The sequence below is a fragment of the Ruegeria sp. BG10 genome (genome assembly GCF_056538575.1).
In genome coordinates this window covers 35,039-57,177 of record NZ_JBQFTI010000009.1, presented here as the reverse complement: position 1 = coordinate 57,177, position 22,139 = coordinate 35,039, and the positions used below count along the sequence as shown (strand labels likewise).

At 57.3% G+C, this 22,139-nt stretch carries 17 protein-coding genes; 7 read left to right on the top strand and 10 right to left on the bottom strand.

Features of this window, described 5'->3' with window-relative positions; translation table 11 throughout:
* Positions 1-361 precede the first annotated feature (361 nt).
* From ACR0D8_RS21700 to ACR0D8_RS21680, 5 genes are all read left to right on the top strand, one after another.
* Complete coding sequence (locus tag ACR0D8_RS21700; RefSeq protein WP_480649612.1) at positions 362-1,369, top strand: UDP-glucuronic acid decarboxylase family protein; 1,008 nt, start codon at positions 362-364, stop codon at positions 1,367-1,369.
* Positions 1,366-2,871 carry a hypothetical protein gene (locus ACR0D8_RS21695; RefSeq protein ID WP_480649611.1) on the top strand — a complete coding sequence of 502 codons (1,506 nt, stop codon included), beginning with the start codon at positions 1,366-1,368 and terminating at the stop codon, positions 2,869-2,871. The genes ACR0D8_RS21700 and ACR0D8_RS21695 overlap by 4 nt, the downstream gene beginning before the upstream one ends.
* Entirely contained in the window at positions 2,871-3,890 is a 1,020-nt protein-coding gene (locus ACR0D8_RS21690) for a glycosyltransferase family 2 protein (RefSeq protein ID WP_480649610.1), read from the top strand. Before ACR0D8_RS21695 ends, ACR0D8_RS21690 begins: the two co-directional genes overlap by 1 nt.
* A complete protein-coding gene (locus ACR0D8_RS21685; protein WP_480649609.1) occupies positions 3,874-4,815 on the top strand; it encodes a sulfotransferase family protein in 942 nt (313 codons plus the stop codon). Before ACR0D8_RS21690 ends, ACR0D8_RS21685 begins: the two co-directional genes overlap by 17 nt.
* Before the next feature lie 534 nt (positions 4,816-5,349).
* Positions 5,350-7,353: a glycosyltransferase family 39 protein gene (locus tag ACR0D8_RS21680; RefSeq protein ID WP_480649608.1), complete on the top strand. Its 2,004-nt coding sequence runs from the start codon at positions 5,350-5,352 to the stop codon at positions 7,351-7,353.
* Positions 7,354-7,413: 60 nt separating this feature from the next.
* Here ACR0D8_RS21680 and ACR0D8_RS21675 read toward each other — a convergent pair whose 3' ends face one another.
* The 10 genes from ACR0D8_RS21675 to ACR0D8_RS21630 all read right to left on the bottom strand — a co-directional run bounded on the left by ACR0D8_RS21675 (position 7,414) and on the right by ACR0D8_RS21630 (position 19,021).
* Positions 7,414-8,688 carry a glycosyltransferase family 87 protein gene (locus ACR0D8_RS21675; protein ID WP_480649607.1) on the bottom strand — a complete coding sequence of 425 codons (1,275 nt, stop codon included), beginning with the start codon at positions 8,686-8,688 and terminating at the stop codon, positions 7,414-7,416.
* Positions 8,689-8,692: 4 nt separating this feature from the next.
* Positions 8,693-9,688: an NAD-dependent epimerase/dehydratase family protein gene (locus ACR0D8_RS21670; protein WP_480649606.1), complete on the bottom strand. Its 996-nt coding sequence runs from the start codon at positions 9,686-9,688 to the stop codon at positions 8,693-8,695.
* 25 nt (positions 9,689-9,713) lie between these two features.
* Positions 9,714-10,082: an EamA family transporter gene (locus ACR0D8_RS21665; protein WP_475163563.1), complete on the bottom strand. Its 369-nt coding sequence runs from the start codon at positions 10,080-10,082 to the stop codon at positions 9,714-9,716.
* A gap of 27 nt (positions 10,083-10,109) precedes the next feature.
* Positions 10,110-11,072, bottom strand: a complete 963-nt coding sequence (locus tag ACR0D8_RS21660) for a UbiA family prenyltransferase (RefSeq protein WP_480649605.1) — start codon at positions 11,070-11,072, stop codon at positions 10,110-10,112.
* Between the two features lie 221 nt (positions 11,073-11,293).
* Positions 11,294-12,790, bottom strand: coding sequence for an NAD(P)/FAD-dependent oxidoreductase (locus ACR0D8_RS21655; RefSeq protein WP_480649632.1), 1,497 nt, complete (start codon positions 12,788-12,790; stop codon positions 11,294-11,296).
* 630 nt (positions 12,791-13,420) lie between these two features.
* Entirely contained in the window at positions 13,421-14,983 is a 1,563-nt protein-coding gene (locus ACR0D8_RS21650; RefSeq protein ID WP_480649604.1) for a carbamoyltransferase C-terminal domain-containing protein, read from the bottom strand.
* Between the two features lie 9 nt (positions 14,984-14,992).
* Complete coding sequence (locus ACR0D8_RS21645) at positions 14,993-16,519, bottom strand: alginate O-acetyltransferase AlgX-related protein (RefSeq protein ID WP_480649603.1); 1,527 nt, start codon at positions 16,517-16,519, stop codon at positions 14,993-14,995.
* Between the two features lie 87 nt (positions 16,520-16,606).
* Positions 16,607-18,448, bottom strand: a complete 1,842-nt coding sequence (locus tag ACR0D8_RS21640; protein ID WP_480649602.1) for a carbamoyltransferase family protein — start codon at positions 18,446-18,448, stop codon at positions 16,607-16,609.
* A 9-nt stretch (positions 18,449-18,457) separates the two neighbouring features.
* Complete coding sequence (locus ACR0D8_RS21635) at positions 18,458-18,607, bottom strand: DUF5989 family protein (RefSeq protein ID WP_475163577.1); 150 nt, start codon at positions 18,605-18,607, stop codon at positions 18,458-18,460.
* A gap of 9 nt (positions 18,608-18,616) precedes the next feature.
* A complete protein-coding gene (locus ACR0D8_RS21630) occupies positions 18,617-19,021 on the bottom strand; it encodes an SxtJ family membrane protein (protein ID WP_480649601.1) in 405 nt (134 codons plus the stop codon).
* 286 nt (positions 19,022-19,307) lie between these two features.
* Here ACR0D8_RS21630 and ACR0D8_RS21625 point away from each other — a divergent pair, with 286 nt between their 5' ends.
* On the top strand, positions 19,308-20,813 hold the full coding sequence (locus ACR0D8_RS21625; protein ID WP_480649600.1) for a PepSY-associated TM helix domain-containing protein: 1,506 nt from the start codon (positions 19,308-19,310) through the stop codon (positions 20,811-20,813).
* Positions 20,814-21,220: 407 nt separating this feature from the next.
* The gene (locus tag ACR0D8_RS21620) at positions 21,221-22,138 is read left to right on the top strand and encodes a glycosyltransferase family 2 protein (RefSeq protein ID WP_475163584.1); all 918 of its coding nucleotides are present in this window, start codon (positions 21,221-21,223) and stop codon (positions 22,136-22,138) included.
* Position 22,139 lies beyond the last annotated feature (1 nt).

Below are 22,139 nucleotides of genomic sequence, written 5' to 3'. Positions count from 1 at the left end.
CCGGCAGGGTTACCACCCCAACGAGATTTCGGCACCCCCCTGAGTGGTCATGCGCATTCCGGCCCCATGCAAACAGGAAACAATCCCGTCAAACGGGCTTTACTGCTTACGTTCAAATTCCCGCCGGTGGCTTGCGAACCTCGTTTGTCGGGAAAAAGGCGCGAAACCCGCAGCGCGCCATATTTCTCCTTAGACGAACCCGAAGTTTCGTGTAGCTTTGGGCTGTTGTTGTACCAAGTACAGGCACTTATTTTCGATCGGAATTTGCATTTTGGCCGTTTGTTAGAGTGCCTGCCTATGAGCAGGGAGATTATGCGAATGGGTGTTGTGCCAGAGATGGCGTTTATTGCCGAGACCGCCGATGAACGCGTCTGATTTTGATCCCAATGATATGAGCCTCAACGCCAAGCGGGTCCTGGTTACAGGGGGGGCCGGATTCCTGGGCTCGCACCTGTGCGCGGCGCTGTTGGAGCAGGGGCACGAGGTTCTGTGCGTCGATAATTTCTTTACCGGGCGGCGCGGCAACCTGCGCCACTTTCTGAACAATCCCCGGTTCGAGGTCATGCGCCATGACGTGACCTTTCCGCTCTATGTCGAGGTGGACGAGATCTACAATCTGGCCTGCCCGGCCTCGCCCTTCCACTATCAGCACGATCCGGTGCAGACGACCAAGACAGCGGTGCACGGGGCGATCAATATGCTGGGGCTGGCCAAACGCCTTGGCGCGCGGATTCTGCAGGCCTCGACCTCCGAGATCTACGGCGATCCGCAAATCCATCCGCAGACCGAAGAGTATGTGGGCCATGTCAATCCGATCGGACCGCGCTCGTGCTATGATGAGGGCAAGCGCTGTGCCGAGACGCTGTTCTTCGACTACTACCGTCAGCATAACCTGCCGATCAAAGTGGCGCGGATTTTCAACACCTACGGGCCGAACATGCATCCCGATGACGGGCGCGTGGTGTCCAACTTCATCATGCAGGCGCTGGCCGATGAACCGATTACGATCTACGGCGATGGCAGCCAGACCCGGTCCTTCTGTTTCGTGTCCGATCTGATCGACGGGCTGATCAAGCTGATGGAATCCCCCGAGGATGTGACCGGACCCATCAATCTGGGCAACCCGGTGGAACTGAGCATCCGGGAACTGGCCGAGGCCGTGATCCGCCTGACCGGCTCGAAATCCGAACTGGTGTTTCATCCGCTTCCGCAGGACGATCCGATCCAGCGCCAACCGGATATCACCCGCGCCCGGGACCAGCTGAACTGGGCGCCGCAGGTGGCGCTGGAAGACGGGCTGAAGGCAACGATCGGCTACTTTCAAAGGATTTCACCGATTTCGGCGCAATATGCGGCCGCACCGAAATGAGTCACGAGGACACAACAAAAGCACCGCGTTGGCTGGCCTCGCTTTTGTTACTGGGTGCAACCGTGGCCGCGTGTCTGCTTGTGCTGACGATCAATCGCGGCCCGCTCGTCTATTTCGACACGGGCAGCTATTTCCGGCAGGGCAATGTGGCCTTGTCGCTGATACTGCCTGAACCCGCACGGTCGGACGAGGGGGGTGCGCAAACCTCTGGCGCGGCCGAAAAAGCGGATGACGACCAGACCGCGGGCGGGTCGCGCTCGATTGTCTATGCATTGCTGGTCGCTGCGTTTTGGCGGGCTGATGCCCTTGGGGGCGTTGCCTTTGTGCAAACGGCGCTGCTGCTGCTGGCGGTCTGGCTTGCCATGCGAATACTTCAGCGCAGCGCACCGTCAGGGCGTCCGGTTCTGCAACTGGTCACTATTCCTCTGCTTGTGGCGGCCACGACCTCGCTGCCATTCTATGTCGCTTACATGATGCCGGATATCTTCACATCGGTAATGCTGATCCTGATTGCCGCGGTGGTTGCATCCGGCCGCAACATGCAGATGGCCGAGACGCTGGCCATATTGGCGCTTGGTGCCTTCTCGGTTGTGCTGCACCCGTCACATCTGGGCATCGCCGTTCTGATGGTTCCTCTGGTCGTGCTGGCCGCATTGCTGCGCGTCGGGCTGGGCCGCTGGATCGCAGCGGGATTTGCGGTGTTTCTGGTGATCATTGCGCTTGCCGAACGCAAGGCATTCGAGGTTGCCGTCGAAACCGTCACTGAAAAAGAAGTGGTCTATACACCGCATATCACGGCACGGTTGATCGTGGACGGTCCCGGAATGGCGTATCTGGATGATGTTTGTCCAACACCCGACCTGGCCACATGCGCCCTGCACGAAGCCCTGTCCTGGTCCGACGATCCCTACCGCTTTACCGCCTCGCATATCATTTTCGAGCGGTCCGAGAACCTTGGATCGTTCCGGTTGATGACACCCGAAGACCAGCGCGCCGTGGCCTTTGAGCAGCGCCAGTTCTTCCTGCGGGTTCTGTCCGCCCGGCCTTTTGGTACGGTTTTCGCGCTGGCGCAGAATGCGGCGGAACAGCTTGCCTCGAACAGCGTGGTAATGACGATCCCCTTTGACGCCAGCCTTCAGAACACAAAATCCCTGTCCGGATTGCCCGATGAGCGGCTTGCGTTTCTGGACAGAACCTTGCTGACCCGCGAGCAGCCGTGGCTTCCGGCGGCAAATATCATTCATCCGGCGATCTACGCGATATCCGCCCTGGTGGTGATCTGGCTGCTTGTCCGCCCGAAACAGGTTGCCCCGCCTTTCAAGGTGTTTGCGCTGTTTCTGCTGCTTGGGGTTGCCGTCAATGCCCTGGTTTGCGGAGGCGTGTCACAGCCGGCCCCACGATATGGCGCGCGGGTGATGTGGCTCTTGCCTTTTGCGGCCACCCTTCTTCTTCTTGTCAGGCGCTCCGGGGCGCTGCAATCCGCCAGCACAGAGGACCGATGATGCCGAACGACCCTTCCATCAGTGTGGTGATGCCGGCCTACAAGGCCGAGCACCTGCTGCCACGCGTCTTGCCGCCGCTGATCGAAATGCTGAAAACCGGTCAGGTGCAGGAGGTTCTGGTGGTGGACGACCAGTCCCCCGACGGCACGGCTGCGCTTGCGCGCGAGATGGGGGCGACGGTTCTGACCACGCCGGTCAATGGCGGACCCGGTGCGGCGCGCAACCTGGCCGCAGAACATGCCGCGGGCGATATTCTGTGGTTTGTGGATTCCGACGTCATCGCCTGGCCCGATGGCCCGGACCATATCCGCCGCGCCATGGCCGAAGACAATGTCGGGGCGGTGTTCGGATCCTATGACGACGCGCCGGACGGGCAATCGTGGTTTTCTCGCTACAAGAACCTTCTGCACCGTTATCACCATCAGCGCGCCCGGCGCGAGGCGCGCACCTTCTGGGCAGGCTGCGGCGCAATCCGGCGCAATGTGTTTCTTGAGGTCGGCGGGTTCGACGTGAAAACCTATGAGGTTCCGTCGATCGAGGATATTGAACTGGGCTACCGGATCGCCAATACCGGCCGCCGCATCCTTGTGGAACCACAGTTGCAGGGCAAACATCTGAAGGTCTGGACCATACGCAACAGCCTGAGCACGGACATCTATTGCCGCGCCCTGCCCTGGGCCCGGCTGATGATTTCGCGCGAGGGGCTGACGGACGATCTAAATACCTCGACGGCCGAACGTGCGCGGGCCGCAATCGCCGGGCTGCTGCTGTTGTCAATTCTGGCCCTGCCGTTCTGGCCAGGGGCATGGCCCCTGCCCTTGCTGCTGCTGGCTGCCGCCTTTGTCGCCAATTTCGACCTGGTGCGCACAATGGCGGGGCATGGCGGGGCGTGGTTTGCCTTCAAATGCCTGCTCTATCACCAGGTCTACTATGTCTATTCGGCCACCATCTATGTCTGGTGCCTGTTCGAATACCATGTGCTGGGGCAGAAGCAGAAACTCCATGTCAGCCGGAACTGAAACTGCGGATCAGACTGCCGGCGCGGCAAGGATGCCGGATTTCCTGATCCTCGGGGCCGCGCGGGCCGGTACGACCGCGCTTTACACTTATCTGCGGCAAAACCCGAGTATCTTCATGCCCTCGTCCAAAGAGCCTAATTTCTTTGCCTTCGAGGGTGAGGCCATGAACTTTTCAGGCCCGGGCGCAGATTACGTGAACAACTCGGTCACGCAGATCGGCGACTATCACACCCTGTTTGCCGATGCGCCGGCGGGCTCTGTCTGCGGTGAGGCTTCGCCGCTTTATCTCTACGCCCCCAAAGCGCCGGAGCGTATTCACCGCCGTATCCCGCAGGTACGAATGGTGGTTATTCTGCGCAATCCGATTGATCAGGCGCTGTCTCACTACCTCTATGCGGTGAAACAACGGATCGAGCCGCTGGAAGATTTCTCAGCGGCACTGGATGCCGAGGACGAACGGCTTGCCGCAGGCTGGCAGCCCCTGTTCGGATATTCGCGCTTTCCGCTTTATGCGCAGCAATTGTCGCGCTATTTCAACCTGTTCGACCGCAACCAGTTCCTGATCCGCACCTACGAGGAATTTCAGAACGACCCGGAAGACGTCATCGACAGCATCACCGCATTCATCGGCGCCGACACAAGTTTCCAGCCCGATCTGTCCTCGCGTGTGAACGCAGGCGGTGTGCCGCGCAGCCGTCTGTTTCAGGACTTTCTGATGAAACCCAACCCGATCACCGGCATGATCGCGCGCGTCATGTCGCAGGAACTGCGCTGGAAGATCAGGGACCGCCTGTCCCAGTTCAACCTCAAACGCGAGGTCGAGATGCCGGACCGCGCACGCGCGATCCTGCGCGAAAGGCTCCTGCCTGAAATCGGGGATCTGGAACACCTTCTGGATCGCGACCTGAGCGCCTGGCGGGGCTGATCTATGGTTTACGGTCCCAATTTGCCGCCGGATACCGTGCTACAGGCGCAAAACCGAATATTCATCGGCAACAGTTCTGCGAAAAGCCGGGGAATGTCTTTGCATAATTCAGGAGTCATTTTCCATCTCGCAGGCCCGGGCCGACAATACTTTGAAATTGAGCGATATGCTTTAGGATAGGGCCGAGTGTTTAGTGTTGCTTCCGTGGCAGGTGTTGAATTCTGTCGGAAGTGGTTTTGGGTGGTGATTTTTTATGAACAATTTTGACAGAGCAACTGTGTCGCCCGAACCGGTCCCGCGGCCCCATTCACCGGCATGGTGGGCCCCTGCCGTCGTGATGTGCGGGTTGCCGGCCAGAGATGGCATTGTTCTGCATCTGAACCGCCGAAACGCCGGTTCACCAATTTCCTGGTGACACATATGAATGTCTTCACAGCTTCAGGAACCGGACCTTTTCGGCGATGGCGGATCGCAATAGCCTTCTTTGCCGGTCTGTTGGCGATTTTATTGTTTGCCCTCTCCCTGCAGGACACCATGACCAGCCTCCGTGATCTGGCGCGCTGGTGGGTGCTGATCGTGGCATCGGCGCTGATCGTTTTTGTCGTCTTTGCGCTATTTGACCTGATGCTGAGCGGGTTTTTGGTGGTGGTGCTGTTTGTGGGGGGCGCATCGCAGCTTTATGTGACCCAGCCCCTCTGGTATCCCGAACTTTATTTGCCGCCGAGATCCACGATCGAAGCAGCAATGTTCGGCATGATATCCCTTCAGGCCGCGATCTCGGCTTTTGTGCTTATCCGGCAAGTGGGGCGAGCGTCACTCCGCCGGATTCTGGATGTCCTGGACGTCAAAAAAGCGGTGCTGCTTCTTGTGTTGAGCGGCGCGTTTACAGTGCCGATCCTCAACTATCTTCGCCTGAATGAAATCGACGCATATTTCGTGCAGCTCGCGGCCGGAACTGGCCTTGTGCTCACTAATTTCATGACAATGGCCGCAATATTGGCCACCTTGCCCAGGGGTCTGAAACTGCCCTCGGGCTGGCGATGGACATGCGGTCTGGCCATCGGATTTCTGATTGCGACACTCGTGCTGGAATGGTTCGCATTTGAGCGCGTCTTGCATGTTCAGGACGAGCTTGCCTACGTATTCCAGGCGCGGACCTATGCCGGCGGCGCCCTGTATGTTCCCCCCCTTCCGGAAGCCGCTCAGGGCGCTTTTGGCCACTATCTGCTCGACATACATGACGAGCGGTGGATATCCATTTTCACCCCCGGCTGGCCTGCGATACTGGCATTGGGCGTTCTTGCCGGAACCCCGTGGCTGGTGAATCCGATCCTGGGTGCCGCATCCATATTTCTTGTTCATGGTGTTGTCCGAAGACTGGCGAATGTCGGGCTGGCAGATATCAGCGCCCTGCTGTTGGCAACGTCGCCCTGGTTTATTGCGATGTCCGCATCGCTGATGGCGCACACGCTCACGCTGTTTCTGCTTTTGCTCGCCTGGTTTTTGATCCTGAAAGCCGAAGAGGCGGCGCTGAAAAAGGCTGCCTTGCTTGTATTTGGCGCAGGGCTGGCCATGGGGTGGATGTTTCTGTCAAGAAACCTCGATGGCCTGCTGCTGGGGATCATGACGGGTCTGTTTCTTTTGTGGCGCGGCGGCGTTTTACGCCACCCCGTTACAGTCATCAGCTTTTGCGCCGGATGTGTGGCCACCGGCGGCCTGATCTTCGTTTACAACTACTACTTCACCGGAGATCCGCTTCTGACAACATTGTCGGATTATTATCAGCGCACCTGGGGAGAAGGTGTAAACGCCTTCGGCTTTGGGCAGAACATTGGCCCCCCCGAGGGATGGGGTCATATGGAACTATATTCGAACGAACACTCTGTGTTCGAAGGTCTGGTGAATACGCTCACCAACATAAGTGCCCTGCATACGGACTTCATGGGATGGGGCGTCGGCTCGCTCATATTCTTTTGGGCGCTGCTGGTCTATGGCCGCACCGATGCGACGGACCGCATGATGCTTGCGGTCATTTTTGCGATTGCCGGTGTCCATGCGTTTTACTGGTTCGCGTCCAGTTTCTACATAGGTCCCAGATATTGGTACATGACAATAATTCCCCTGGTGTTTCTAAGTTCCAAGGGGTTTCTGGAAATCGGCAATCGGCTGGAGGCCGCAGGTCTTTCAGCTGCGAAAGACAGGTTGAATGTCGTGCTCCTGGTGCTTTGCCTGTTCTCGACTTTGGTTTTCCTGAGCTATCGCGGCGTCACAAGATATCACGACCACAGGGCCTATAACGACCATTACCGCGCGTTCAAATTGCCTGTAGCAGAGAGTTCCGCACAGCCGATAGTGCTGATCAAACCCGCAAAACAGATCGCTTCGGCCTATTTCTTCAATGACCCCTGGTTCCCGTCCGGCAAACCAATCTACGCTGCGGATCTTGGGACCCAAAGCAATCAGGCGGTGATGGATGCGTTTCCGGATCGGCCCGTACTTTATTACAACGAAAGTGAACGCGAGTTCCTTCAGAAGTAACCGCTGCGTTGGTCCCGAACCTGCGCCGAGCCGTTCCTGCAGGAGATGTGCGTGACGGTCTTACCAGGCTTCGTCGCGACAGGACGCGACCCAGGCCTGCGTGAACAGGATTATCGCGGCCACCAGGAACAGCATCGGCAAGCTGCGGGTGCCAGCGATGAGCAAGGGAAACCAGGTCTCATCCGAAACCGGCAGTTTCAGTAACTGCCGCAGGATCAAAAAGTTCTGAATGGGCGCGACAAGCACGGCTGCGACGATCATGGCCCATGAAATCGGCGGAAACGCGCGTCGGAATGCGATGATGTGTGCGATCGGAATGAAAAGCATCATCAGATAATGCCCCCAGACCACCGGTGAATAGACAAGCGAGGCGATCATGCACACCACGAAGATATGATTGCGCACCGCCCGGGTGTCTCCTTCGGCCCTTCGAAGGCGGATGGCCCCCAGTGCCAGAACGGCGATGACGGCAAGCCGCAGCGCAATACCCAAAAGCCGCAGGGATGGCGGCAGCGGGTCATCGGATGCGTAATAGCTCGGTGGCAGCAACAGCGGCTCAACCCAGGCGAACATGTTACTGTTGAAAACCGGCTGCGGCACCTTGGTGCTTTCTTCGCGCATCAGGTCCAGAAACGCCTGATGTGGTGACCAGCCCAGAAGCAGCAGCGACATTGCAAAAACGGTTGTCCCCAAAACCAGGGCACTGATCCGAAACCGCGACGGGGCAAAAAGAAACAGCAGCACCGCGCCCGACCCGAAGGCCGGTTTGATGCAGACGATCAACCCCATCAATACAGCCGTTGTAATGTAGTATTCCCGCTCAAAGGCAAGCAATCCCAGCACAAAAAGCAGGAACAGGAACGGTGTCGTCTGACCGCCAATCTGGAAAACTGTCCAAAATGGCTGAAAGAACATCGCAAATACCCAAAACAGCGCGAAATACAGGGCTTGAGCCCGGTCATCCTGCCCGGCAAATGCCCGGTAATGCCGGTACAGAAGCCCCAGCCCGGCAAAAATTGATCCGGCCGAGAAGACCTTGAAGGCAATCGCGGCATTGACCGGCCCCATCTGCGCCAGCGGCCAGTAGAAATAACTGGTGAACGGCAGGCTGAAAAACGTCATGTTGCCGAAAGGCGGTTCGCCGGCAATCGTTGCGAACGGGTCATAAAGGCTGCCGAACTCTCCGGCCTTTGCCTTGCGGCCGGCATCATAGAAATTGGCGAAATCAAGCCCCAGACCGCGATGCACAAGAATACCGTGCAGGGTTGCCGCAAGGATCACCGCGACCGCCACCCATCCTGTGATGCGTATTGCCCGGGGTGAAATCGAGCCCAAGGTCTTAATCCTTCCCTGCATTCGTTGAATATGCCCGGTAAGCTGCCAGCAGCAATTCGTTGTCGGAACTGGTCGGATGCCAGTGCAAATCGCGTTTGACGGCTGTGGTATCCAGGGCAACTTCCAGATCGGCGATCTCGTATTGTTCCGGGTCCATCGGAGCAATCTTGATCACGTTGAGCAACCGCAGGACACCTTTGACAAGCCACCCCGGCGTACGGATGAGCCGTGAAGACGACCCGGCTTCTTTCAGAAACCGATCCAGCAGGTCATAGGAACTGGGTGAATCGTCAGAGCCCAGATTATACACCCCGTTCGGACAACCGCGCCGGGCCGCCAGCAGTGACGCCGCCGCGCAATCGTGCACGGCGACGAACTGAAAGCAATTGCGCCCCGATCCGATCAGCGGGATCGGCCGGCCTGAATCCACGGCTCTGAAAAGCAGTTCGAAAATGCCTAGCCTTCCGGATCCCAGGATCAGCCGCGGGCGAAAAACCGTGGCCGAAACGTCTCCGGCGGCTACCGCATTGGCGATGATGTCTTCGGCCGCCACCTTCGAACGGCCATAAGGTCCGAACGGAAGCTTCGGATGGTCCTCGGTTCTGGGCTGTTCCAGCACCGGCCCATAAACCATGTCGGTGCTCCAGAAGACCAGGTTTCGATTGGCGTTGCGCTTCATCCAGGCCAGAATTTCGGCGGTCCCGTCCACCGCGCATTTGCGAAAGAACGCGTCCCGCCCAAAGCGCGGTTTGTTGGGCGTGATCAACTGCGTCGCCATATGATGAACGACGTCATCGGCGCCGAGGGTGATCGGATCCAGCGATCCGGGTTCGGACACATCTGCCGGATGCACGTCCACGCGCGGGTGATCAGTTGGAGGATTTGCGGCAAGAGAGCCGGGCAGATCCACCACCACAACCTCATCCGTCCCCTCTTCTATTATCCGGGCGACGGTTTCGCGTCCGACAAAGCCGTTCCCGCCGATAACAACATGTCTCATGCGCGCAATTCCAAATTTTGCAGCATCAGCTATAGGCCATGATAATCGTGCCCAGAATGATGGTTCCGATACCCACCAGCCGCACGGCGTTCACGTCCTCGCCCAGAAAGAAATAGCCCCAGCCCGCGACGATCACATAAGCGAGGCTGATGAACGGAAAGGCAAAGCTGGCATCAAAGCGTGACAGGGACAGAAGGTGGGTGCCCATCGAAATCGTCATCGTGATCAGCCCGAAGATGATCAGCGGATTGGTGATTGCGTCCGCTGCCATCGCCGTGATCCGCGATACAGAGAACTCGGCCTGCCCAACCCTGTTCATCCCGGCCTTCATCAGAATCTGCGATGCCGCGTTCAGGCACACCGTAACAATGATGAAGATGAAAAACTTGGACATGATCTGATCTCCGACCTCAGAAATACGCTATTTGATACGAACATCGCGAATGACACTGTGATCCATCAGATACTGAAGGGGTGGCAGCTCGATGAAAAACAACACACCGACGAGCAGGCAAAGGAAGATGACATAGGCCATGAACCGCGGTTCCTGATAGAGCTTCTCGGGGCTCACGGCGGTACTGTCCAGCGCATTGGCGATGCGCTGATACCAGACAAAAAGCAGCGCAAAGAACGGGAAGGTGACAAGGAATTCGATCTTGTACTTGATCAGGAATATGCCAAGGAAAAAGCTTGAAGTCAGCGCATAGAAGAACGCCGACAGAAACAGGCTTTCCTCAGTATAATGTATGAAAGAACGGCGATAGAGACCCGCGCGTTCGGGATCGTCAATCATCCGGTATTCCGCATACCGCTTAATCGCCATCAGATAGGCGCCGCCCATCCAGTAGGCGATCAGCATGCTTGAGGGCGGCAGGATGATTGTGGTTATCGCAGCCCACCCAAGAACCAGCCGAATTGGGTTGTTGAAGGACTCGGTCAGGACATCCACATAAGCCCTGTCTTTCGATCTTATCGGCTCGACATTGTAAATCAGCCCCATCACCAAAAGCAGAAGCGCGGCGTAAAAGAAGACCGAGTTGAGCAGCGTCGCCAGCCCCAGGCCAGCGGCGGCCAGCAATACATATTGCACGATCACAAATTGAGGGCGCAGCCGCCCCTGGGCGGATGGCCGGGCAGATTTGGTTGGATGAAACCGGTCAAATCGCCCGTCAAGGTATTCATTGATCGTGTAATTGGCCGAAGCGATCAGGCATGTGGCAATCAACCCGATCAGCAGGTTTGTCAGATCGGAAACATTGGCATCCTTGTCGATAGCAAAGGCCAGCGCCGCGCCGGGCAGCATGAACATGTTCTTGCCCCAGTGATCCGGCCGGGCAATTGAAACATAGTCACGCAAAGTGCCTTTTTGTGCTATCGAACTCATCACTTCCTACTCTCCGCAAAATACCCGGCAGAGGTCAAATCGCGCATCATGTGACCTGGGTGAAACCAGCTGACAGGGCACATACCCGCGATTTGACAGTCGGGAGTTTTGGAAAAGCGAACCTCGCCCAAAAGATGTGCGGCTTCCATGCGGACGAAAAGGCCCTGTTTCGCTTGCGACTCTGACACCGGAAGCCAAGCGTGACAGGGCACGCTTGCATCTCACTCGACCACAGCTCCCCTTTTGATCCGCTTGTTTGACGCGCTCTTTTTCTTTGGCTTGGTCTCGAACTCTTCGTGATAGGAGCGTTCGACATTCACGTCCCAGACGTCGTTTTTCTCACCCATGATGTTGCGCGCCGCATACATCGCCGACAGCATCGAATGGTCCTGATTGTTGTAACGATGCAGGCCGTTGCGGCCCACAGTCTGGAAATTTTCAAGCGTCTTCAGCCACGCGCTGACCGTGTCAAGCGCGTCCTTGTATTCCGTATCATAGACCGGATAGGCCTTGGGCTGCCGGATTACGGCGAAATCGACGACGTCGCTGGCCTTGGCCAATCCAAGCTGCTCCAGTTCTTCGCCGGCAAGTTTCCTGAGCTCTTCGTCTGAGGAAGACCACAGCCCGTCGCCCTTCTGGCAGAAATACTCCATCCCGATCGACGCGGTATTCTGGTCGGGCAACATCTCTGCGGACCAGGCGCGGAAGTTCTGAATGCGGCCGACCTTTACCTTCGGGCTGTGGATGTAAATCCAGTTGTCCGGGAACGGGTCGGCATGGTCGAGGATCAGGGTCACGATCAGGAAGTCGCGATACTTCAGACGGTCTGCGGCCTCGACGACCTCGGGCGGCGGCGGCGGATCGAAAGCGTGGATCAGATCGCGCACCGCCATCGAGTTGACGAACTCTTCGCCCTCGACCCGTTCGATGCGCTTTTCGCCGTCCTCATTCCAATGACGCACATCGATCGAGGTGACCCGGTTGCCCTCCCGGTTCACCCGCACAACCTCGGAACGGGTTTCGACCGTGCCGCCCTTTTCCTCGATCAGGTCGCGGGTCTTTTCCCACATCATGCCGGGCCCCAGGCGGGGATACTGAAACTCTTCGATCAGGCTGGCCGTATCATTGGCGCCGGAAATCGCATTCCAGACCGCTTTGGGCAAGGACAGGTTCTTGATCCGCTGCGCGGCCCAGTCGGCCTGAATTTCCGAAGGCGGAATGCCCCAGACCTTTTGGGTGTAGCTGCGGAAGAAGTGCATATAAAGCCGCCCGCCAAAGCGGTTGATCACCCACTCTTCAAATGTGTCTTCCTGCGGCTTGGGCCGGATCTTCCATTTGATGAAGCTGCCGACGATCTTGTAGGTCTCGTACGGCCCGATGTTACCGAGCGCGTTGAAGATGCGCAGCGGGTAGTCGTAGAACTTGTTGCGGTAGAAGATGCGGCTCAGGCGTTGCACGGTGATGAAATCATCGCCCATCACCTCATGCCACATGTCTTCGACTTCGCCCACTTTGGTAAAGAACCGGTGCCCGCCGATATCGAAGCGGTACCCCTTGTGGGTCTCGGTGCGAGAGATGCCTCCAACCATGTCCGAGGCCTCATAGACCTGCGGAACGTGTGTATCACTCAATTTCTGAAGTTCATAAGCGGCGGTCAAACCAGCCGGTCCACCACCAATGACGACGACTGGAACAGTATCTTTGGTCAAATCACTCACACCCACACTAAATTTCACACAAAATCTCTCAGGTCAGGCTACAAGAAATTACCCGAGATTCACAACAAATTCCCAACAATCATTCAGCATGAAGCTCAAATCCTGTAAATGACCTGCCGCTGTGTCCGAAAGATGAATATGGCGCCGGCGAAGCAACGGGGGAAAAGGTGCCAATGCCGGAAACGGCGCCCTGCTTCACGCAAACCCGGACCGGCGCGGCGCGCGACGGCACCCAAATTCCACGCGCGCAGGTGAGGCCGACATCGCATATCTGTTTGAATTAAATCCGTATTCCCGCAGGAAGCCCAGGCTTACAGCCACCCGGGCAAGGCGGCCAGCAACTGATGGCTTTGACGGATTTCCGTTCCGCCCCGCGCTCTGCCCTCTTTTGATCCCATGAATACCTCCGGGTTCATTTCAGCCGGATGCAATCACAGGCCTGCCACCCATTCCGCCGTATTCATCAACAATGTGGGCAAACTTCCAGCATTGTAAGCGCGCGGTGACTCTATCGGGCAGAATCTCGGGCCAGAAAAGCGGCCCCACCGACCCGTTGCGCCCGATACCAACCAGGCCACAATTCAAGGATGCGGGTCGGACGCATTCCGCCCTCGTGCAACCAGGGAAAGCTCAGAAACGATAAAACGAGATTCCGGCGACAAAACCATCCAGCCCGACAGACCGCGCGAAATTGTATAAATCGCTGGTTTTGTTAATGAAACCAGAGCGTTTGAAGTTCAGGGACGTGTTGCACAATACACCGACCCCGGACACCGCCTTAAACGCCGCGAGCAGTTCATAAAGCATGGCGTTCTGGGTTCTGGTCACCGTCTGTACGCGGGCCGACCCGTCGATATAGCTTACGGCTTTCAGCCTGGGGTCTGTTACCTGCTGAAAGTGAAGCATGTGCGGGGAAGGGCCGCTCCAATCGAAATGCATCGAAACATCTTCTTCCATGCAAACCGGCGATACCGGCGCAAGGCACGCGCGACCTTTGATATTGTTCAGCCGGTCACGTGTTTCGGTGTGGAACGGCGCCGCCAGGATCGAGCGGTTCCCAAGCGCTCGCGGGCCAATTTCACAATTTCCCATGACCCAGCCGATAACCATTCCGTCACGCAGGGCCGTTGCAACCTGGTCCAGGTTCAACTCGGATCTCCTGACATCCTGCATGTCGATCCAATTGTCGTTGAAAGGCTGGCCGGCATACACGGACCAGTCCAGCTTGGCCCGCCCCGTAAAGTGGCGCATGGCATCGACAGCGGTGCCGATCGCGCAACCTGAATCATTGGTGCATGGCGGGATAAACACATCGCGAAATAAGCCGCAGTCCCGCCAAAGCGTGTTCCAGCGATAATTCAGCCCGCATTCCCCGGCAATCAGCAACGGGTAGCGTTTGGGCAGGTTTCTTTTTGCAAAGTCATGAAAGCGGGAAAAGATTGCGTTGGAATATCTTGCCGCAAGGTTCTGAAACCTTTGGGATTCAACGCCAATATTGTAAAAAGGTGAGGTTTTGAAGGCGCTCTTTTTCAGGTCGCTGTGTCTGACGTCCGCGTCTAACAGCGTCTCGATGAGATCCTGCGCCGCGTCATCCACCGCGCTTGCGTCCCCGTAGGCGCTCGCCGATTGCAGCTTGCCGGGGTAGTCCTTTCTGAGATTGCCGGCCGTGCCCGAAAAACTGGAATCCGCAAGCGCGTAAAGAAACGAAAACCGGCGTCCGGGCGCGGTTAGAACCCGCCCCCTGTGATGTATCTTAAGATCACGGTCGATTTCATAGAAATCGCCCAGTTCATCTTCCCAGACCAGCACATAGCAGGGTTCCCCCTGTTCGAATGGCGACATCGCATAGGCCGCCCAGATGAGCGACCGTTCATGCGAGGAGGAATAGTAGTCCAGCCTCTTCCCGAAGAAATTCTTCGTCCCGACAATTTCAGAGCTTTCGTCGATGCCGATAGTTCCGGCGCCGGAGATGGCAGTGTGGTTTTCGCCCCGTGTTGACCAGCCGCTAAGCGCCAGAACGTCAGGGAGTTCATTGAACCAAAGCCCGGCGTCGATCAGCGTATTCGGATCGATCGGCGAATTTCGGGGCAAGCTGTCCTTCTCTGCTTCATAGGAAAACATCAGTTGCTGATTTGCCGCGTCGATTCCGGCAACTGATCCGTCATGCCCCGATTTGAAGGAAAGAATTTTCATACCAACACTCTAATCCAACCAGCCTTCTGTCGTCAGGTGATCGACAACCGTGCGCGCGACGATCTGGTGCCCTTCCGGGGTCCAATGTGCATCGTCCAGAAAGTAGACCAGGGTTCCTTCGGCGGCAGCCTGCTGCAATGCGGGCGTCAAATCCAGGTATTCCATGCCGTTCGCACCTGCCCAGACCTCAAGCGTGGCGGCCAGTTCCAACGGCTCCCAATCCGGAACAACGCTGTCATCCGGGAATGTCAGCAGATCCCGATAGACGTCGATTTTCATCGGGACATGCGCAACCAGAAGCCGCCCGCCATTTTCCCGGACAAGGGCATCCCCCTGCAACAAAAGCTCCTTCAGATAAGGCAGTCGCGCCTCGGCTCTTTCCGGGGGGGAAAAGTCAAAATACATCGCCGTTTCCGACGACCACGCCGCGTCAGGGAAATTGCCCGAGCGGGTGCGCGCATAGTTTTCCTGCTGCAAGGTGCGTATCGCCAGCGAACTCCACGAGGCCAGACTGACGGACAAATTGCCAAAGAACGACCTTTGGCTGAACCGGGCCGGACCGGCAAGAGACGCGCTCCGTGAAACAAACTCGTCATGGCTGATTGGAAAGAACGGCAGATCGTTGCCTTCGAAAAGGAACCAGACCACAACCTTTGGCCTGTAGTCATCCAGATAGCGAAGCATCGCGCTCAGCCCGTGATAAAGCGAGTAGTCGCTTTGGGCGAGGCTTATCGCCGTATATCCGGAGCCCTGCATGACCTGTTCGGTGACGGTCGCATCCTGGCCGACTTTGTATCCTTCGATAAAGCTGTCGCCGACCAGCAGCAGATCGGGGTTTGCGATCGGTGCGCTGTTGCGAAAACCGTTCTGATCATAGGTGTAGTCTGCCTCGTACAGGCGGTCCGTGCGCGCGCCCAGCGTCAGAACGGAATCCCCCGGCCGCACCTCGCTGTACTGGTCGTTTTCGGGGCGGTGAAAAAAGCCGCTGGGTTCGTGGACCCGATTGTGAGGCCCTAAAAGGCCAACCCCTTTGGGTATGAAAACCTGCCGGTAGTCGATGACGCCGATCAGGGCGGGCAGTTCGATCAACAGGGCAACAAACCCAAATGTCCCCACACACAACGCAACGTTCTGAGCTATGTCCCGGCGTCGGTCATTCCGGGTTGTGAAAACATATGCCAGCAGCGCTGCAATGCTGAGCAGGACATTGAGGTAAAAGCTCTGTGCCGGGTACACCAGAAAGAAATTGTCAAAACTTTCGGCAGGCTGGCGTGTTGCGACCCAGACATAAAGACCAAACCCGAGCAGGATCAGACCAAACCACAAACGCCTCTGCCCAAGCTTCAGGACGAACAGCCCCACAGATCCAAGCAGGATCTGAATCCCGATGATCGTGTAGGTGAACAGCTCTGATTCAATCTTTCCGTCCGACGCAACCAGCGCCTGCACCGACCATTTGTTGAAGGCCAGGCTGACGACCAGCAGGAAAACCCCAAGCAGTTTCCCATAGCCGGATTTGGGTCGTGTGAACGTCATTTTTGTCTCATGCAACTGGTAAAACCCCGCAATCAGGCAGGCAACATATTAAAGGCGTCAGCAACAACGCGATGAGAAATGCCTGCGCTAGTCAAGCTCAAACGCTTCTTTGTAATCCTGTTTCAGCGCCTGATCCTGATCGGGTTTTCGCAGAACGCACCGGCCGATCACCAGCATATCCAGATCCGTGCCCATGAAACAGCGGAACGCGTCCTCCGGCGTGCAGACGATCGGCTCCCCCCGGACGTTGAAGGATGTGTTGACCAGAACCGGACAACCGGTGCGCTGTTTGAATTCAGTGATCAGCGCATGATACAGGGGGTTGGTTTCGGCATGAACGGTCTGCACACGGGCGGAATAATCGACATGGGTCACCGCCGGAATCTCCGAGCGGACGACGTTGAGTTTCTCGATGCCGAAAAGCTGCTTTTCCTCTGCGGTCATCGCACGGCGCAGTTTTTCCTGAACGTCCGCCACCAGCAGCATATAGGGGCTGTCATAGTCCAGTTCGAACCAGTCGCTTACATCTTCGCGCAGGACTGACGGGGCGAACGGGCGAAAGCTTTCGCGGTATTTCACCTTGAGGTTCAGCGTCTTTTGCATCGACGGGGACCGCGGATCGCCGATAATGGACCGCCCCCCAAGGGCGCGGGGACCAAACTCCATCCGGCCCTGAAACCAGCCAAGCGCCTTTCCATCGACCAGGGCCGCCGCCGCCTCGGCGATCACGGCCTCGGTCTCGAATGTCTGGTATTTTGCCCCGATGGCGGTCAGGCGCTGTTCAATATCATCCTGCGCAAATTCCGGGCCCAGATAGGACCCTTGCATCTTGTCGGACGCGCTGTCGCTTTGACGCTCGTTTTGCAGTTCCGTGTGCCAGGCCGCCAGGGCGGCCCCAACCGCGCCGCCGGCATCCCCGGCGGCAGGCTGCACCCAGATATTCCTGAACGCGCCGTCGCGCAGGATATGACCGTTGGCCACGCAATTGAGCGCCACCCCCCCGGCCATACACAGATTGTCGATGCCGTATTCCTGCGCGGCCGAGCGGGTCAGCCGCAGAACGATCTCTTCGGTGACGGCCTGAACCGAGGCCGCGATGTCCATGTGGAACTGGGTCAGCGGGTCTTTGTCCGGTTGGCGCACGGGCTCGCCAAACAGGTCCGCGAAACGCTGGTTGGTCATCGTCAGACCAACGGCGTAGTTGAAATACTGCATATCCAGCCTGAACGACCCGTCCTCCTTCAGGTCGATCAGATTCTCCAGAATGACATCCTTGAAACGGGGCGTGCCATAGGGGGCCAGCCCCATGACCTTGTATTCACCGCTATTGACCCTGAAGCCCGTGTAATACGTGAACGCGGAATAAAGCAGGCCGATCGAATGGGGAAAATGGATTTCCTTTTCGATCTTCAGTTCCCTGCCGCGCCCGATCGCCAGTGTTGTTGTCGCCCATTCGCCGACCCCGTCCAGTGTCAGAACCACCGCTTCTTCGAAAGGAGACGGAAAGAACGCGCTGGCGGCGTGGCTAAAATGGTGCTCGCTGAACATCAACCGGTCGCCGGGACGATACCCGGGATCGTGCCGCCGCAGTTCCCGGCCAAGCAAGTCCTTCTGAAACAGCTTCTCACGCAGCCAGACCGGCATGGCCATCCGAAAGGATTTCAGCCCGCGCGGCGCGTAAGAGACATATGTTTCCAGCAGGCGCTCGAACTTGAGAAAGGGCTTGTCGTAAAAGGCGATGTGATCGACATCGCCAATTTTAAGGCCGGCCTCGCCCAGAACATATTCGATGGCGTGAAACGGATACCCCGCGTCGTGCTTCTTGCGCGTAAAGCGTTCTTCCTGTGCTGCGGCAACCAGAGAGCCGTCGACGACAATGGCCGCGGCGCTGTCGTGATAGAACGCGGAAAGTCCGAGAATTGCAGTCACGGGCCGAACCTAGAACAGTGTATAGATGAACGGGGCGATGGCCGAACCCTGGCTGAGCACAATCAGCCCGCCGAAAATCACCATCATGATGAGGATCGGAAGCAGCCAGAATTTCTTTCGAAATTTGAGAAATTGCCACATCTCTACCAGAAACGACATCCGATACTCCTAGAATTGATTTTTCATCGAGCCCACGTTTTCCGTGCGCTCAATCCAATATGTATTGGTATCTTTGTTTAGCTTTTGCCTTAATAGGTCTTTCCCCAAAGCTCTCATGATCAGCCCGGTTGGCGTCACGGTCAGAAAGTAGACCAGCGCCATGACGATGGGGGCGACAATCGCACCCAGAAGCAGGCCGAACCTTGTCCACAACCGGTTTGCGCCGGACAGCAGCGACGGGCGCAGCAGGGCGAACAGCAGAAATGCGGCCGCGATGGCCAGCGACCAATACCGCAGACCCCCGCCATGGATCAGCGGCCATAGCCCGACGATTGCGAAGACGAAGGCAAAGACAAATCCGAAATTGCGGTCGCTACCGCCCTTAACTTTGTGGCGAGCCTCAATATCGATCATGATAGGGTAATCTCGTCCAGGGAACTCTAAGAACTGTTACGTTACCTTGCACTTCTCACCAGAAAAAATCTATTTTTTTAGTCCGCCGCCCTGAACCGCCTCTCAATCGCTCGACAATCGCCCGTAAAGCGATGGATTGTCGCCGACCGGAAATCCGCAGATATGCACCGGATTTCCGGCAGAAATCCGGCTCTTGTTTCATTGGCCCGATATATGCGGTGTTCTTGCGTTTTACGTCCAAGTCGCCTTTAAATGCGGGGCGTCCCTTAGCTAGTATCCATTTCAAATGAACCGTGAACTTCGCAGACGTATATTCGTTCTCCACAATTGGCTGGGTCTGCACCTGTCGATCTTTTTTACGTTCATGTTTTTGACGGGTTCTCTGCTTGTCGTGGGCAATGAGCTTGAATCCATCGGGCGCCCTGAAATCTGGACCACGGCGGCCCAGAAAGACCGGACCGCCAGCTTCGGCATGATTTACGACGGCATCAAGAACACTTTCCCCGACAGCAAGATCGTCGTGATGGAAAAACGCCCCGCTCCGTGGTTTGTCGATCAGACCCTTGGCCGTACAGGCTGGGGTGAGCGGGTGAATTTCTGGACAGACCCGAACAGCGGCGCGGTTGTTGAAGTGACCGCCGATATGGGCTTCAAGAAAATCGTGCGCGAGTTGCACGACAATTTTCTGAGCGGCCAACTCATAATATATCTCGCGATATGCGCGACATCTGTCGTGCTTATGTATCAGGTTGTCAGCGGTCTCATTACCTACCGGCGGTTCTGGAAAGGGTTTTTTCGAGGGCCAAAAGGGTCGATCGGTTCCAGATCCTGGTCCGGCGCGGCCCATCGGCTGGTCGCTGTCTGGGCCACGCCCCTGCTTCTGATCACCGCCGTGACCGGGTTCATCTTCTTTCTGATTGCACTGGGGGTTGAGGGCAGCAGACCGACCCCCCAACCACCTGTTGAGCGTGACACCATACTGCCCAATGATTTTTCCATGGCCACACTGGACCTGGCCGAGGAACGCGCCCGTGCCGCTCTGCCGGGTTTCCAGCCGACCGTCCTGAGGGTTCCGGTACGCAAATCCGAAGGCTTCAAATTCTTCGGACACGTTCCGGGCGTCGCGGATATTCGGGGCATGAGTACAGTGGTCGTTGACCCCGAAACGCTTGAGGTCCTGGGGGCTTTCACCCCTGACGACAACACCGGCATGGCGCGCTGGATCCATGTCGCCGAAATGCTGCATTACGGGTTTTGGGGCGGTGCGTTCTCAAGAGCGATATGGTTCCTTCTGGGTTTGGCAGCAACGGGCGTCGCCCTTACAGGAGCGATGATCTTTGCCGCCCGCCTGACTCCGGATGCGCCGCGTTCTGGTCCCCTGAAACGCATCTGGCGTGGGCTGGGGCTGTTTCGATGGGCCTACTTCCTGGTGCTTCTGGGTATTCTTGCGGCCAGCTATGTGCGCTTTGGCCCCGACTCCTATCGCGCAACCCGGGTTTACACGACCGACATCGTTGAAGCGGGGGCCCACCTGCTGCTGCGTGACCCTCTCAGGCGGGACACGCCGATCGAAATCGAACTGCGCATTGATGAGCCGGAACTGCGTGCCGCAAGGGTTGAGTTCAATGGTGACGTAATCCTGACAGCCAATTTGCAGCAGGATGGTGGAAACACCCCGATACAGGTGGCGTTCGATCCGGCAAGCACGGCCAACGACCTCACGGCCCGGCTGGAGAAAACGGACGGAAGTGAAAAGACCTACACGTTCCGTCTGGGGCGCCTCATCTGGTAGGAGAGCCCGGCATTCGCCCGCGCTGCAGATCCGGGCTTTGCAACGGCATCGGGATCAAACCGGCGCTTTGGCCCCGATAAGTGCGAATCCGGAAACATTCGCACGGTGGCGCGCAGGGGCCAAAACGCCCGAACTTCCTGAAAAACCTGCCGTTACACCGGCACCCGTTTGCAAAGACCGTTGAAAGCATTGAAATACAAGGTGAGATTACGGACCCTCGGCGAGGTGTAAAACCTGACGCCAGAAAGATCGAATTTGGTCAAAATTATTGTCTATATTCAGCCAGTCTGTGTTTGAATACTATAAGCGGCAGAGTGAATTGAGCCTGTCGCGCTTTGAATATCGCGCATGCCATGCGGACGAGGCGGGCAGAATACATATTAAGTACGTAAAGGGTTTCCATTTTCATGAACAAGGTTGCCGAGCAGATCACCCCGGACAACACCACAACCGGTGCGCCGGACACATCGGGCATGAGCCTGAGCGTGGTCATCCCTGCCTATAACGAAGAAAACGCCGTCCGCCACACCGTCGAGGATGTGCGGACCCATCTCGAACCGCTGAACATTCCCTACGAGATCATCGTGGTGGACGACGCCAGCCAGGACAACACGCGCGCCGAGGCCGAGGCCAGCGGCGCCACCGTCACCTTCAACGACGTCAACTCCGGCTATGGCGCCAGCCTCAAGCGCGGGGTGCGGATGGCGCAGTATGAATATGTGGCCATTCTGGACGCCGACAGCACCTATCCCGCGCGCTATCTGCCGGGCATGCTGGCGATGTGCCGCGATCAGGACATGGTGGTGGGCGACCGGGGCGCGGCGATGAAAAACGTGCCGCTGCTGCGGAAACCGGCCAAGAAATTCCTGTTCGCCTTCGCCTCGTTTCTGGCCGAGCGCAAGATCAACGACCTCAACTCCGGCCTGCGGGTGTTCCGCAAATCCGAGCTGATCCCGTTCCTGCCGCTCTTGCCGCAGAATTTCTCGTTCACCACCACGATCACGCTGTGCATGACGTCGAATGGCAAGCGGATGATCTATACGCCGATCGAATACGGCAAGCGGGTGGGCAAATCGAAAATCCGGCCGATCGACTTTCTGAACTTCATCATTCTGATCCTGCGCATCAGCACGCTGTTCAATCCGCTGCGGGTGTTTATCCCGTTGGGGCTGGCGTTTTTCACGCTGGGAACGGTGAAGTTCATTGTGGACATGTTCTACTGGAACCTCAGCGAAACGGCAGTGTTCTCGTTCCTGGCGGCGATCATGATCTGGTCGCTGGGGCTGATTGCCGACATGATCTCGCGGCTGCACCTCAGACCCTGAC

What these genes read in the sequence shown, in the direction of transcription:
- ACR0D8_RS21700 (WP_480649612.1), top strand. Translation starts at nt 362, where the DNA reads ATGAACGCGTCTGATTTTGATCCCAATGATATGAGCCTCAACGCCAAG.
- ACR0D8_RS21695 (WP_480649611.1), top strand. Translation starts at nt 1,366, where the DNA reads ATGAGTCACGAGGACACAACAAAAGCACCGCGTTGGCTGGCCTCGCTT.
- ACR0D8_RS21690 (WP_480649610.1), top strand. Translation starts at nt 2,871, where the DNA reads ATGCCGAACGACCCTTCCATCAGTGTGGTGATGCCGGCCTACAAGGCC.
- ACR0D8_RS21685 (WP_480649609.1), top strand. Translation starts at nt 3,874, where the DNA reads ATGTCAGCCGGAACTGAAACTGCGGATCAGACTGCCGGCGCGGCAAGG.
- ACR0D8_RS21680 (WP_480649608.1), top strand. Translation starts at nt 5,350, where the DNA reads ATGACCAGCCTCCGTGATCTGGCGCGCTGGTGGGTGCTGATCGTGGCA.
- ACR0D8_RS21670 (WP_480649606.1), bottom strand. Translation starts at nt 9,688, where the DNA reads ATGAGACATGTTGTTATCGGCGGGAACGGCTTTGTCGGACGCGAAACC.
- ACR0D8_RS21665 (WP_475163563.1), bottom strand. Translation starts at nt 10,082, where the DNA reads ATGTCCAAGTTTTTCATCTTCATCATTGTTACGGTGTGCCTGAACGCG.
- ACR0D8_RS21660 (WP_480649605.1), bottom strand. Translation starts at nt 11,072, where the DNA reads ATGAGTTCGATAGCACAAAAAGGCACTTTGCGTGACTATGTTTCAATT.
- ACR0D8_RS21650 (WP_480649604.1), bottom strand. Translation starts at nt 14,983, where the DNA reads ATGAAAATTCTTTCCTTCAAATCGGGGCATGACGGATCAGTTGCCGGA.
- ACR0D8_RS21645 (WP_480649603.1), bottom strand. Translation starts at nt 16,519, where the DNA reads ATGACGTTCACACGACCCAAATCCGGCTATGGGAAACTGCTTGGGGTT.
- ACR0D8_RS21635 (WP_475163577.1), bottom strand. Translation starts at nt 18,607, where the DNA reads ATGTCGTTTCTGGTAGAGATGTGGCAATTTCTCAAATTTCGAAAGAAA.
- ACR0D8_RS21630 (WP_480649601.1), bottom strand. Translation starts at nt 19,021, where the DNA reads ATGATCGATATTGAGGCTCGCCACAAAGTTAAGGGCGGTAGCGACCGC.
- ACR0D8_RS21625 (WP_480649600.1), top strand. Translation starts at nt 19,308, where the DNA reads ATGAACCGTGAACTTCGCAGACGTATATTCGTTCTCCACAATTGGCTG.
- ACR0D8_RS21620 (WP_475163584.1), top strand. Translation starts at nt 21,221, where the DNA reads ATGAACAAGGTTGCCGAGCAGATCACCCCGGACAACACCACAACCGGT.